The 12,514-nt window shown below is 65.9% G+C and carries 13 protein-coding genes; 9 read left to right on the top strand and 4 right to left on the bottom strand.

Going from position 1 to position 12,514, the window contains the following annotated elements; all coding sequences use genetic code 11:
* The first annotated feature begins 108 nt into the window (after positions 1–108).
* The 4 genes from NFL01S_RS09080 to NFL01S_RS09065 all read left to right on the top strand — a co-directional run bounded on the left by NFL01S_RS09080 (position 109) and on the right by NFL01S_RS09065 (position 3,866).
* Positions 109–1,299, top strand: coding sequence for a hypothetical protein (locus NFL01S_RS09080; RefSeq protein WP_062973396.1), 1,191 nt, complete (start codon positions 109–111; stop codon positions 1,297–1,299).
* Between the two features lie 407 nt (positions 1,300–1,706).
* Positions 1,707–3,002 (top strand): serine hydroxymethyltransferase, encoded by a 1,296-nt coding sequence (glyA, locus tag NFL01S_RS09075; protein WP_062973395.1) that lies wholly within the window; start codon positions 1,707–1,709, stop codon positions 3,000–3,002.
* 169 nt (positions 3,003–3,171) lie between these two features.
* Entirely contained in the window at positions 3,172–3,381 is a 210-nt protein-coding gene (locus tag NFL01S_RS09070) for a hypothetical protein (RefSeq protein WP_062973393.1), read from the top strand.
* 71 nt (positions 3,382–3,452) lie between these two features.
* On the top strand, positions 3,453–3,866 hold the full coding sequence (locus NFL01S_RS09065; RefSeq protein WP_062973391.1) for a limonene-1,2-epoxide hydrolase family protein: 414 nt from the start codon (positions 3,453–3,455) through the stop codon (positions 3,864–3,866).
* Between the two features lie 179 nt (positions 3,867–4,045).
* On the opposite strand, the gene phoH2 is transcribed toward NFL01S_RS09065, so the two are convergent.
* On the bottom strand, positions 4,046–5,395 hold the full coding sequence (phoH2, locus tag NFL01S_RS09060; RefSeq protein ID WP_084492528.1) for an RNA 5'-3' helicase PhoH2: 1,350 nt from the start codon (positions 5,393–5,395) through the stop codon (positions 4,046–4,048).
* Positions 5,396–5,917: 522 nt separating this feature from the next.
* Positions 5,918–6,301 carry a DUF488 domain-containing protein gene (locus NFL01S_RS09055; RefSeq protein ID WP_062973388.1) on the bottom strand — a complete coding sequence of 128 codons (384 nt, stop codon included), beginning with the start codon at positions 6,299–6,301 and terminating at the stop codon, positions 5,918–5,920.
* Between the two features lie 106 nt (positions 6,302–6,407).
* On the opposite strand from NFL01S_RS09055, the gene NFL01S_RS09050 reads away from it, so the two are divergent.
* Positions 6,408–6,680, top strand: coding sequence for a hypothetical protein (locus tag NFL01S_RS09050; protein ID WP_062973386.1), 273 nt, complete (start codon positions 6,408–6,410; stop codon positions 6,678–6,680).
* A 222-nt stretch (positions 6,681–6,902) separates the two neighbouring features.
* Here the strand turns inward: NFL01S_RS09050 and NFL01S_RS09045 are convergent, their stop codons facing one another.
* The gene (locus NFL01S_RS09045) at positions 6,903–7,304 is read right to left on the bottom strand and encodes a DUF779 domain-containing protein (protein ID WP_062973384.1); all 402 of its coding nucleotides are present in this window, start codon (positions 7,302–7,304) and stop codon (positions 6,903–6,905) included.
* Positions 7,304–8,821 (bottom strand): aldehyde dehydrogenase, encoded by a 1,518-nt coding sequence (gene adh / locus NFL01S_RS09040; RefSeq protein WP_062973382.1) that lies wholly within the window; start codon positions 8,819–8,821, stop codon positions 7,304–7,306. The genes NFL01S_RS09045 and adh overlap by 1 nt, the downstream gene beginning before the upstream one ends.
* A 407-nt stretch (positions 8,822–9,228) precedes the next feature.
* On the opposite strand from adh, the gene NFL01S_RS09035 reads away from it, so the two are divergent.
* The 4 genes from NFL01S_RS09035 to NFL01S_RS09020 are packed head-to-tail and all read left to right on the top strand — an operon-like array spanning position 9,229 to position 12,289.
* Positions 9,229–9,597, top strand: a complete 369-nt coding sequence (locus NFL01S_RS09035) for a hypothetical protein (RefSeq protein ID WP_062973380.1) — start codon at positions 9,229–9,231, stop codon at positions 9,595–9,597.
* Complete coding sequence (locus NFL01S_RS09030; protein WP_084492527.1) at positions 9,594–10,223, top strand: DUF3558 domain-containing protein; 630 nt, start codon at positions 9,594–9,596, stop codon at positions 10,221–10,223. Before NFL01S_RS09035 ends, NFL01S_RS09030 begins: the two co-directional genes overlap by 4 nt.
* 3 nt (positions 10,224–10,226) lie before the next feature.
* On the top strand, positions 10,227–11,585 hold the full coding sequence (locus tag NFL01S_RS09025) for a hypothetical protein (RefSeq protein WP_062973376.1): 1,359 nt from the start codon (positions 10,227–10,229) through the stop codon (positions 11,583–11,585).
* Positions 11,582–12,289: an ESX secretion-associated protein EspG gene (locus NFL01S_RS09020; protein ID WP_062973374.1), complete on the top strand. Its 708-nt coding sequence runs from the start codon at positions 11,582–11,584 to the stop codon at positions 12,287–12,289. The genes NFL01S_RS09025 and NFL01S_RS09020 overlap by 4 nt, the downstream gene beginning before the upstream one ends.
* Positions 12,290–12,514 lie beyond the last annotated feature (225 nt).

Genomic DNA, 12,514 nt, shown 5'->3' with positions numbered 1-12,514 from the left:
CCATTACGAGTCGGTATAACCACAGCCCAGAGGGGTCATCCGGGCGGGGGCGCAGGTAGGCGCCGGGCCGGACCGCGCGAGACCGCGTTCGCGGCTATCGTCGGATGGATGCACGCCCACCCTGTGGTTACGGAATACCTGCGGCTCGGATTGGCATTCGACCGGCTCGAAGAGGGATTCGTCGACGCCTACACCGGCGATGCGCAGTTACGGCGCGAGATCGAGAACGGGCCCCGGCCCGAACCTCGTGAGCTGGCCCGTACCGCCACGCGGTTGCGCGCCGAATTACCGGCCGCCGGGCTGAGGCCGCAGCGCACCGCGTTCCTCGACGCGCATCTGCGGGCGCTGGAGTGTTCCGCGCGCAAGTTCGCGGGCGAGGAGATCGGCTTCGTGGACGAGGTCGGCCGGTACTTCGATGTGGATATCGCTGCCGGCGACCCGGCCGAATACCGGGAGGCGCACCAGAAGATCGACGAGGTGCTGGGCGGCGAGGGGCCGCTCGCCGAACGGATGGCCGCGCATCGCAAGGCCGACGAGATTCCACCGGACCGGCTCGAAGACTGTGTGCACGCGTTCTCCGGAGCATTGCGCGAGCTCGTCCGTGCGCGGTACCCGCTGCCCGACCACGAACATGTCACCTACGAGGTGGTCGGTGACAAGCCGTGGTCCGGTTTCAACTACTACCTGGGCAACTACCGCTCGACGGTCGCGATCAACTCCGATCTGCGCCAGCACATGGCGGTACTGCCCAAGCTGATCGCGCACGAGGCGTACCCGGGCCATCACACCGAACACTGCCGCAAGGAGGCCGGGCTGGTGGCCGCCGGACACGGCGAACAGACCATCTTCCTGGTGAACACGCCACAGTGCCTGATGGCCGAGGGTCTCGCGGACCTGGCACTGAGTTCGATCATCGGCCCCGGCTGGGGTAAGTGGGCGCAGGAGATCTACGCGGATCTGGGCCTGCGGTTCGACGGTGAACGCGCCGAACGCCTGTCCGAGGCCTCGGCGCAGCTGCTCGGTGTCCGCCAGGATGCGGCACTCATGCTGCACGATCAGGGCAAGGACGCCGACGAAGTGGCCGGCTTCCTGGAACGCTGGTCGTTGACGACCCCCGACCGCGCCCGCCAATCCCTGCGCTTCCTGTCGTCCCCACTGTGGCGTGCCTACATCAGCACGTACGTGGAGGGCTACAAACTGCTCGGCGGCTGGCTGGACCGCGCCGCCGATGCGGACGACCGCGCCGACCGGTTCCGCCGCCTCCTGGACGACCCCCTCATCCCGTCGTCCTTGCGCTGATCCGGCCGGTCGAGCCGGCTCCGGAGCCCGGCTCGCCTCCGCCAACCTTTCCCGACTGTTCACCTTTCCCGGGTGGGGTCCGCCTGGTTCGGGAGCGGGGAAGCGGAGGAGTGAAGAACCGGACCCGACAGGGCCCCACCTCTCGAGAAATTGCAGCCCGCCCCTTCGTGGGCGGTCCGCGGTAGCAAGCAGATCGACCAGCTCCCGGCACGCCGCGGAGCGCGTTCTGAATGGCAACCACCCGTTCACAGACGGTCTGACGCGAGTCCGACGTCAATCTGCGAGAGCTGGGTCGACCTGCGAGCGCGGCTGTCGACCTCGAGGCCGGTGTCAACGTGCGGGCCCAGGGGCAACAGGCCCCTGACCCCGCGCCGCCGGAGGAGTCGCCGTGAACATAGACTGGCGCCGTGACGCAGACGACCGCCTCTGTCAATACCCAGTCTCTCGGTGAGCTCGATCCGGAGCTCGCCGCCGCGATGGCGGGTGAGCTCGCCCGTGAGCGCGACACCCTGGAGATGATCGCGTCGGAGAATTTCGTGCCGCGCGCGGTGCTGCAGGCGCAGGGCAGTGTGCTCACCAACAAGTACGCCGAGGGTTACCCCGGCCGCCGCTACTACGGCGGTTGTGAGCATGTCGACGTGGTGGAGAACATGGCCCGCGAGCGTGCGAAGGCGCTGTTCGGTGCGGATTTCGCGAATGTGCAGCCGCATTCGGGTGCGCAGGCCAATGCCGCGGTGCTGATGTCGCTGATGGATCCGGGCGACCGGCTGCTCGGCCTGGACCTCGCCCACGGCGGCCATCTCACCCACGGTATGCGACTGAACTTCTCCGGCAAGCTGTACGAGGTCCACTCCTACGGGGTGTCCAAAGAAGACCATCGCGTGGATATGGACAACGTCCGGGCGATCGCCCGGGAATCGCGGCCGAAGGTCATCGTGGCCGGTTGGTCGGCGTATCCGCGGCATCAGGATTTCGCGGCGTTCCGGGAGATCGCCGACGAGGTCGGCGCCTACCTGTGGGTGGATATGGCGCATTTCGCCGGGCTGGTCGCGGCCGGGCTGCACCCGTCGCCGGTGCCCTACGCCGATGTCGTCTCCTCGACCGTGCACAAAACGCTCGGTGGCCCGCGGTCCGGTCTGATCCTGGCCAAGCAGGACTACGCCAAGAAGCTGAACAGCTCGGTGTTCCCCGGCCAGCAGGGCGGCCCGCTCATGCATGTCATAGCGGCCAAGGCCGTAGCCTTCAAGATCGCGGGCACGCCGGAGTTCGCGGAGCGGCAGCAGCGCACGATCTCGGGCGCCGAAATCCTCGCCGAACGCCTCACCGCGGCCGATGTCGCGAAGAACGGGGTCAGCGTGCTCACCGGCGGTACGGATGTGCATCTGGTCCTGGTGGACCTGCGCAACTCCGATATCGACGGCCAGCAGGGTGAGGATCTGCTCCACGAAATCGGCATCACGGTGAACCGGAACGCGGTCCCGTTCGACCCGCGCCCCCCGATGGTGACCTCCGGTCTGCGTATCGGCACCGCCGCCCTGGCGACCCGCGGTTTCGGCGATACCGAGTTCACCGAGGTCGCCGATATCATCGGCACTGCCCTCGCCGGTGGCGCCGATCTGGACGCACTGCGCGGCCGGGTGTCGAAACTGGCCCAGGACTTCCCGCTGTACCAGGACCTGGAGGACTGGAACCTCCTGGGCTGACAGCCCACGCGCCGGAACCGGCTCGGGCGCAACACGTCCGATCCGGTCGTCCGGGCCCCGTTGCCGCTTATACGCAGCCGCTCCCCGGGAACGACGTGCGGTTGCCCGAGTCGGTGACGGGTCGAACGGAACCCGTTCGCGCGGCGGGCGTGACGGCTACAGTGCCGGTGTGGGGACTACCGAATACGCACCGGGCGACGTCGTCTACTTTCCCGGCGGACCGTTCTGGGATGTCTGTGGCGTCGTGCGGGAGGTCGATCCCCATCGCGGCGAACTACGGATCGACTTCGACGAGGGGCTGGTCCACCGTGAGGGTGGTGTACTCCGGGCCCGGCGGCACAGTATGACCGTCCGGTTCGACGAGGTCGAGCTGCTCTAGCTCCCTGAGTCCGGCCCGGTCTTCGGCGCCGAGCACCGGCGCGCGGCGTGGCCCTGCTCTAGGCTCGTGAGATGGAAACCGAGTTGAACCAGGACGCGGTCACCACCGTCCGCGAATTCTTCACCGCGATGGAAATCGGCGCGATCGGCGAAGCGCTGGAACTGGTGCATCCCGATATCGTCTGGAAGAACACCTCGCTACCGGATGTGCGCGGTGCGCGCCGGGTCGGCAAACTGCTGCGCGGGCTGGACCGGGAACAGTTCGGGTTCTCCGCGCGAATGCACCATATCGCCGCCGACGGCGCGGTCGTGCTCACCGATCGCACCGATATCCTGCGCTTCGGACCCGTCCGTATCGAATTCTGGGTGATGGGCACTTTCGAACTGGTGGACGGCCGGATCATCCTCTGGCACGACCACTTCAGCTGGGAGAACTTCCTCCGCGGTACCGCGGTGGGTCTCGTCAAGGCTGTTCTCGGCCGCTGAGCACCACATCGTCCTGGCGTGCGCGGGACCGATCCATCGTCCGGCTCGTTGAATACGGCCGTTCGAGGGCGCCGTGGCGGCCCTCGAACGGCCTCGCCGGTTGGTTCGATGTGCGGCCGGCGCCGAATATCGCGGACCTGTGCGGTCCAGGGATGCGGCGCCGACCGGCTATGCGCGCATCAGGCGCTCGGCGCGTACTCCTCCAGCATCTCGGTGACCAGTGCGGCGATGGGCGACCGCTCGCTGCGGGTGAGGGTGATATGCGCGAACAAGGGGTGGCCCTTGAGCTTTTCGATCACGGCCGCGACACCGTCGTGCCGGCCCACCCGCAGGTTGTCGCGCTGCGCCACATCGTGGGTGAGTACCACGCGAGACCCGCTGCCCAACCGGCTCAGAACGGTGAGCAGCACATTACGTTCCAGCGATTGTGCTTCGTCCACGATCACGAACGAATCGTGCAGTGACCTACCGCGAATATGGGTCAGCGGAAGTACTTCGAGCATATCCCGGCTGAGCACCTCCTCCATCACCTCACGGCTGGCCAGCCCGTCGAGCGTATCGAAAACGGCCTGTGCCCACGGGCCCATTTTCTCGCTCTCGCTACCGGGGAGATAGCCGAGTTCCTGTCCGCCCACCGCGTACAACGGCCGGAACACCACGACCTTGCGCTGAGTGCGCCGCTCCAGCACCGCTTCCAGGCCCGCGGTGAGTGCCAGCGCCGATTTACCGGTACCGGCCCGGCCGCCCAGCGAGACGATCCCGACGCTTTCGTCCAGCAGCAGATCGAGCGCGACCCGCTGTTCCGCGGATCGGCCGTGCAGCCCGAAGGCCTCCCGTTCCCGCACCAGCTGTACGCGTTTGTCCGCGGTGACCCGGCCGAGTGCGCTGGAATTGTTGCCCAGCAGCCGGATCCCGGTGTGGCAGGGCAGTTCGCGGGCCTCGTCGAGGTCGACGACCGATTCGCTGTAGAGCTGGTCGACGATTTCGGACGCGGTGTCGATTTCGGCCATACCCGTCCAACCGGAGGTCACCACGTCCTGAGCGTGATATCCCTCCGCGCGCAGACCTACCGCGCTGGCCTTCACCCGCATCGGGATGTCCTTGGACACCAGCACCACCTGGTGGCCGTCCGCGGCGAGATTCAACGCGCAGGCCAGGATGCGGGAATCATTGCTTTCGGTGCGGAAACCGACCGGTAGCACCGTGGGATCGGTGTGGTTCAGTTCCACCTGCAATGTGCCGCCGTCGGTGCCGATCGGCAACGGCTCGTCCAGCCGATCGTGGGTCACCCGCAGATCGTCGAGCATGCGCAGGGCTTCCCGGGCGAACCAGCCGAGTTCGTGGTGGTGCCGTTTACCTTCGAGTTCACTGATCACGACCAGCGGTAACACCACCTGATGTTCACCGAACCGGGTCACCGCCCAGGGGTCGGACAGCAGCACGGAGGTGTCGATGACGAAGGTCTTCAAACCTTTCTCAATGAAGCGAGAATTCGCCGAGGGGGCGGATACGGAGCGATTATCAGTCACGGTAGGCTCCTAGGTCTGCGCGGCACCCACACAGACAGTCTCGCTGGGCCGGTCGGTCCGGATGGCTGCGGACGGGGTGCGTCAGCAGCCACGAGGGCCGGGTGCCGGCCCCCTCGTACTGAGTTGCTCAGTCACGGTCAGGACCTCCCGAGCGAGCCACAACGCGTGACCCGCCACATCGAAGCTACCCCGTACCAGCCCCTGTGCGCTCTAAGAAATGCGGGAGGGTTGGATGAATTCGGTGTGAACGCGGCCCGGAATCGGATTATTCGGGCAGTTCAGAGTGGATTTTCGCGAGTTCGTTCGGATGCCGCCAGGGTCTCGTCGCCGGTGGGAGCCCGAGGGCAGGGTTCGCTCCGGGTTCGCCTCGGCCGATACGTTTCGCGTCTCCGGCACATGCGGCCGCCGATGTGCCGGCCGCATATCGCGAATGGCCGGCGGCGTCTGCGCCGCAGCAACACCGGCGTGGGACCGGAGCTCGCAGGGGCGCATGGCGACCGGTCCGTTCCCGCCGTGATCCGGCTATTCGCCCAGGGACTGGAGTAGTACGGGAATGTGGCTGCTACCTGGATCTTTGACCGCGGTGATCAGGGTGACCGGCGGGTTGGTCCGCGCCAGGCCGCGTAACCGGACGAGTATCTCCCGCGCCGTCCGGCCCGCGAGTTCTTCGCGATACCGGTCCGCGAAATCGTCGCGGCGGCTCTGCGGATCTTCGTGGAACCAGCGGCGCAGCTCGGTCGAGGGCGTGAGGTCCTTGGCCCATTCGTCGATCCGGGCCGCGGATTTGGTCACCCCGCGTGGCCAGAGCCGATCGACGAGCACCCGGTAACCGTCATCCGGTTCGGGTGCCTCGTAGGCCCGTTTGACCTGGAAGCCGCTGGGGACGGGGTCGATGTCGTCGGTCATCACGCCATCGCATCACGCGCGCCGCCCGGTCCGCCGAACGCCACGCGGGACGAAGCTCCCGGCCGGAAACACGACCGGACACCACGGGCGGGATTAGAGTCGGCGTATGGGCACGAACGAGGAGTTGGAAGGCCTGTCGTCGAAGGAACTGCACGATCGGGCGGTCAAGCTCGCGGTGCGGCACGGCGATATCCGTTTCCTCTGGCAGCTGCTCACTCGCATACCCGCCGCGGAGGCCACGGCGGGGCGGGCCGGGGAGAGCGAGGCCGATATCAAATGGGTGGTCCCGATGCTCGACGATTACGTCCATGCCGGTGACGGCGATCTCGCCGAGGCGCTGCGCGGGTTCTACCTGGAGTACCTGCGCGAGCATTCCTGACCGCGGAATCGGTACCCGGACCTGCCCTCGTAGGCGTCCCGCATCGCGCGTACGTCGGTTTTCTTCACGAGTACATCGCCTTCAGCCCCCGCTCGAGCGTGGCCCGGTCACTTCCGCTGAGCAGGGGCTCCCACCGCCGGACGCTCATCGCAGCCGGTCGGTGTCCCGGACCGTCCGGACCCGGACTGTCGCCGGACCCGGACGGTCATGGGCGCGACCCAGCTAATCGGGGATATCTGCGCCCGTCCTCGGTGGTGGCGCGGACTCCAGTTGGAGGAATTCGTCGTCGGTGAGCAGCCGCGAACGGATCAGGAAGCGCACACCCTCCGGCGCCTCCAGCGAGAACCCGCTACCGCGGCCGGGCACCACGTCCACCGTCAGATGGGTGTGTTTCCAGTATTCGTACTGGTCGGCGCTCATCCAGAACGGCGTATCCGTATCGACCTCCCCGAGCAGCACGTCCTGCCCGCCGACCCGGAACTCGCCGCGCGGGTAACACATGGGCGCGCTGCCGTCGCAGCAGCCGCCGGACTGGTGGAACATCACTGGGCCGTGCCGCTCGATCAAGTCGTGCAGCAGGCGGGCCGCGGCCGCGGTGAGTTCCACCCGGTTCGGCTCCGGCATCAGAAGAATCCGAGCTTCTGCGGGGCGTAGCTCACCAGCAGGTTCTTGGTCTGCTGGTAGTGGTCCAGCATCTGGGCGTGGTTCTCCCGGCCGATACCCGACTTCTTGTAACCGCCGAACGCCGCGTGCGCCGGATAGGCGTGGTAGCAGTTCGTCCACACCCGGCCCGCCTTGATACCGCGGCCGAGGCGGTAGGCGGTGTTGGCGTCGCGGGTCCACACGCCGGCACCCAGGCCGTACAGGGTGTCGTTGGCCAGTTTCAGGGCTTCCTCGGTGGAATCGAAGGTGGTGACCGAGACGACCGGCCCGAAGATCTCCTCCTGGAAGATCCGCATATCGTTACTGCCCTTGAAAATGGTCGGCTCCACGTAGAAACCGTTCGGGTAGCCGTCGACCGTGCGCGCATTGCCGCCGGTCAACACCTCGGCGCCTTCCTTCCTGCCGATATCGATATAGGACATGATCTTCTCGAACTGATCGTTGCTGGCCTGCGCGCCGATCATGGTGGCGTCGTCGAGCGGATCGCCGCCCACGATGGCCTTCGTCCGTTCCACACACCGGGCCATGAATTCGTCGTAGATCGACGAATGGATGAGCGCACGCGACGGGCAGGTGCACACCTCACCCTGGTTCAGCGCGAACATCACGAACCCCTCGACCGCCTTGTCCAGGAAATCGTCGTCCGCGGCCATCACATCCGGCAGGAAGATATTCGGGCTCTTACCGCCGAGCTCCAGCGTCACCGGGATGATGTTCTCGCTGGCGTACTGCATGATCAACCGCCCGGTGGTGGTCTCCCCGGTGAACGCCACCTTCGCCACCCGCGGGCTCGACGCCAGCGGCTTACCGGTCTCCACCCCGAACCCGTTCACCACGTTCAGTACACCCGGTGGCAGCAGATCGGCGATCAGTTCGACAACCTTCAGGATCGACGCCGGCGTCTGCTCCGCCGGCTTCAGTACCACCGCATTCCCTGCCGCCAACGCGGGGGCCAGCTTCCAGGTGGCCATCAGAATAGGGAAATTCCACGGAATGATCTGCCCGACCACCCCGAGCGGCTCATGGAAGTGATACGCCACCGTATCGGCATCGATCTCGCTGATCCCGCCCTCCTGGGCCCGGATCGCGCCGGCGAAATAGCGGAAATGATCGACCGCCAGCGGCAGATCGGCCGCCTTGGTCTCACGGACCGGTTTCCCGTTCTCCCAGGTCTCCGCGACGGCGAGGGCCTCGAGATTCTCCTCGATCCGATCGGCGATCTTGTTCAGGATATTCGCGCGCTCGGTCGTGGAAGTCGCACCCCAGCCGTCGGCGGCGGCATGCGCGGCATCCAGCGCCAGCTCGACATCGGGCGCGGTGGAACGCGCTACCTCACAAAAGGTTTCACCGTCGACCGGCGACGGATTGTCGAAATATTTCCCTTCGACAGGCGCGGTCCATTCACCACCGATGAAATTGTCGTATCGATTCGCATAGCTGACGATGCTGCCGTCGGCACCGGGCTTGGCGTAGGTCATGAGGAACTCCTCGTTCGACTCGGACGCAGTGATACGCGCCGGGTTGATGTGGTGATGTAACTCACTATGCCGCGATTGAGGGCGCGGTGCACGGGGTTCTTGCGGAATGGGAGGTCGGGGGTTCGGGAGCGCGAGTGGTCGCCGGTGGGTAGTCGGAATACGGACTTCCCGGCGACCCGAATGCCGCCTCGTCGTCGCCCCCGCTCGTCTGCCGCGCCGTTCGTGGCTACCGACTGTGGAGTGCAGGACTCGGCTGCCTCAACGGCTCACTGAGCGGTCCCGAAGTACGGAGCATGGCCGGATTTGCCGGGTACGAGCGAGTCCAGCGGGGCAGACGAGGGAACCCTGGCGGGGCGGAGTGCGTCCAGTAGGGTGAGTGAAGTTTTACGAAGGGTGGGCTGAGCGCTATGGATGTGGGGCAGGGGACCGCGAACGGGCTGTATCAGCAGGCTGTGTCGGGGACTTTCCGGATGGAGCGAGGAGCTGCGGAGCGCTGCGCGGCTGTCTACACGCGCTTGGTGGACACCTGCCTCGATCAGCAAATAACGAACTCCAAAAGTTTGTACCGGTTATCCGGATTCGGCGGGTTCGTGTCGGCGCAGGAACTGCAGGCAGGGTTCGTCGACAAAGGAACGGCGGTGACCGATGCGCTTCTAGGTTTGAAGGAGGCTGCATTGCGGATGGCCGCAGCCTACCTCCACGCTGGCGGCGCGTTCGAGGAGGCAGATGCGATGAATAGTCGGGCACTGAATGTTGCTGGAGAGGCTGTGGAATGAACCCTCGGAACTTGTTGACTGTTATTGCCGCTGTGGGGGCGCTTGGGGGCTTGGTTGCTTGCTCGACCTCCGGTGACACAAGTGAAACGGCTTCGGCTGCGTCCGCATCGTCCGAAGTCTCGCAAACCGGCTCGACGCGGCCGACATTGACCGAGTCGCGTTTGCAGCCGCCGCCTTTGGAGAACGAATATACGACGCAGGGTCGGCCCGAAGTTGTGTTCGATCCGTGTACATGGATCAGTGACGAGGCTGTTAGCGAGGCGGGTCTTGATCCGGCCACACGGCGCCGGGGTCAGGATGTAGTAGCGGAATACACATTTTTGACCTGTGACTTCGATGGCGAGCTTCGCGACCTCTCGGTCGAATCCGGCAATGTCGCCTGGGAAGAGGATTTGCAGAGGTACAGCGGATCGAGTGAGCCGTTGACGGTAAATGGCCGGGAAGCTCTGCTGGTGCAAGACCCGGAGCAGCCGGGGGTTTGTGGCATTCATGTGCGGACCAAGGCTGGCTTTGTCATGTTCAGCGCGTCCCGAACTTTCGAAGGCGCCGAGGCCGGACTTCAGCGCTGCGACGGCGTTCTGGAGATCGTGACAGCTCTCGAACCTGAAATCGGGACGGAGAACTGAACGATGACGAATGAGAATCCCGGCCTCCTCGGACAGTTCGGCCCGTCGATGGGTATGGCGCCGGAATCCGTGGAGGACCGCATTTCGGGACAGCAGAGTCTGGCCGGTGCACAATATTTCGGTTCCCAGGTTTCGCATGGTGGGCAGGATCCTGCCTACATCACTCGGATGGAGCTTTTCGAAGGGCTTTCGCACGAGGAAATCCACGCGAAGGTCGAGGAAATGTTGCCCGGGGTCATGCATTCTGTGGCGGACATCTACCAGGAGATTGCCAACTCGCTGGGTGGTGCGCTGTTCGGTTCCCTCGTGTCCATCCAGCGTGAGCTCTCCGATGGTATGGCCGGCGAATTCGCGGATGCGGCGAACCAGGCTTCGCGGACTTTCTTCGACCAGGCGACCGATGTGCAAGAGGTCATAAACGCCGTCGGTATGCGGATTCACTCGGCCGCCTACGGTGCGGAGGTGGTGAAGAAGTCCGTACCGCCACCGCCCACCCAAGGGGCGACGCCGGGCGGTACCGCCGTGACTACCTCTGTGAACGACCCCTTCAAGGTTGCGCAGACCGTGGTCGGCGCGGCCGATCCGGCGGCGCAGGCCGCATTCGACGCATACAAGGAAGATCAGCGGCTGGCCGCCGTCGAAGTGATGAACACGGCTTACAAACCCACCTACCAGCCCGCGGGTGAGGGTGTGCCGACCTTCGTCCCTGTTCAGATCCCTGGCGACCAGCCCGGTCCGGCAGGACCGAACGGGACGACCACCAGCGGCCCGGGTGGCACCACCTCCGGACCTGGTTCGCAGGCGCCGAACGGTGAGAATCCGGGGCAGAACGAAACCGGCGAGCAGCCGCAGGAGACCCCCGGTTCGGCGGAAGAGCCCCAGACGACTACGGCGAGCAGCACCGAGAATCCCACTACGCAACAGTCGGGTACCACTACCGGCACCCCGACCGGTGATCCGCAGCGGACTACCTCCTCGACCACCACGCCCGGTTCGCCCGGCGTGCCTACCGGGACTCCCGGTTCGCCCGGGATGCCCGGCGGTGCGCCGCCGCAGAATCAGGCGCCGGGTAAAACCGTCCCGGGAGCTCCCGGCGGTGCGCCGAACGGCCCGGCCGGTGGGCCCGCTGCCGCGGCGGCCGCGGCGGGTACCAATAGGGGGATGTCGGGTATGCCCGGGATGATGGGTGGCGGCGCGGGGGCCAAGCGGGGCGAGGGCGATGAGGAGCACAAGGTGCCCGACTACCTCGTTCATGAACGCGAGGAAGAGTTGTTCGGTGCCCGGCCCCAGCTGTTGGACGGCGTGCTGGGCGGCGATGCTCCCGCCGCGCAACCGGCCGATGATCGTGGAGACCGTCGGTGAAATGGGAGTTCACGCCGGACGAGTTCATGCACGTCTGGAAGGAGACGGGTAAGGATCGCTATCCGTATCCGCTGGAGTTGCGTTCGTCGGTGCGCTGGGAGGACGAATACCAGCGGCTGGCGGCGCGGATCGAAACCGCATACCCGCGCGGCGCCGACCCTGATCTCACATCCGCGTTGCGGGCGGCGGCCGATCCCGAAGCCACACTCACACTGTCGGGTAGCCGGCGCCGCCGAATCCGCGCCTACGGCGCCTTTGCCGGCACCGCCGGGGTCACGGTGGTGCAGTTCCCGGGCACCGAAACCGATTTCGACGGAAAATTCGTGGTGCAGATCGGGACCACGGCGATTGTCCCGCGAATCTTCCTGCAGATCCTCGGTGAAGTCCCCAAGGGCACGCGCCCGCCACTGGTGGAGAGTATCGATCGGCTGCGTGACACCTACGAGATCTGGAACGGCGGAAAACCGCAGCCTGCGGACCATATGCGCCGGATGCTGAAAGCCCCCCGGGCGGGATCGGGTTTCCTGCAGGTACGCCATCGGCTCCGCGATCCCGAGCCGCCGGAACCGCGCTACCTCAGCTGGTTCGATATCGCCGACGACGGCCGCTACGTCTACCGGCACCGCTACCAGGACTTCCATATCGACCCGGTATCGCACGACGAATTGAAACGTGCACTCACGCAACTGATCGCCCCGTTCTGAACCGGATCCGTCCGGCTACCGCTGTTCCCACGGCAGCGGGCACCGGCGGACATAGCCCGCCGCCGGCTTCGATCGGTGGCGCAGAAGTGCAATCATCCACCATCTTTCACTCCTCGGGTTAGTCTTGGCCTACGCCCGGCGCAGGATCCGGCGGGGGCACATGGACAGTGCCGGACCCTTCCACACCAGATCTCCGGCTGCGGGGGATGTTCCGCGAAGGTGAGT

The organism is Nocardia flavorosea NBRC 108225, assembly GCF_001613385.1.
GTDB lineage: Bacteria > Actinomycetota > Actinomycetes > Mycobacteriales > Mycobacteriaceae > Nocardia > Nocardia flavorosea.
Note: the sequence above shows the minus strand (reverse complement) of the source record. Positions and strands in the feature narration are given on the sequence as shown.

Excerpts from the sequence above, each read along its gene's own strand:
- NFL01S_RS09080 (WP_062973396.1), top strand. The coding sequence starts at position 109 with ATGCACGCCCACCCTGTGGTTACGGAATACCTGCGGCTCGGATTGGCA.
- NFL01S_RS09065 (WP_062973391.1), top strand. The coding sequence starts at position 3,453 with ATGGAAACCGAGTTGAACCAGGACGCGGTCACCACCGTCCGCGAATTC.
- NFL01S_RS09055 (WP_062973388.1), bottom strand. The coding sequence starts at position 6,301 with ATGACCGACGACATCGACCCCGTCCCCAGCGGCTTCCAGGTCAAACGG.
- NFL01S_RS09050 (WP_062973386.1), top strand. The coding sequence starts at position 6,408 with ATGGGCACGAACGAGGAGTTGGAAGGCCTGTCGTCGAAGGAACTGCAC.
- NFL01S_RS09045 (WP_062973384.1), bottom strand. The coding sequence starts at position 7,304 with ATGCCGGAGCCGAACCGGGTGGAACTCACCGCGGCCGCGGCCCGCCTG.
- adh (WP_062973382.1), bottom strand. The coding sequence starts at position 8,821 with ATGACCTACGCCAAGCCCGGTGCCGACGGCAGCATCGTCAGCTATGCG.
- NFL01S_RS09035 (WP_062973380.1), top strand. The coding sequence starts at position 9,229 with ATGGATGTGGGGCAGGGGACCGCGAACGGGCTGTATCAGCAGGCTGTG.
- NFL01S_RS09030 (WP_084492527.1), top strand. The coding sequence starts at position 9,594 with ATGAACCCTCGGAACTTGTTGACTGTTATTGCCGCTGTGGGGGCGCTT.
- NFL01S_RS09025 (WP_062973376.1), top strand. The coding sequence starts at position 10,227 with ATGACGAATGAGAATCCCGGCCTCCTCGGACAGTTCGGCCCGTCGATG.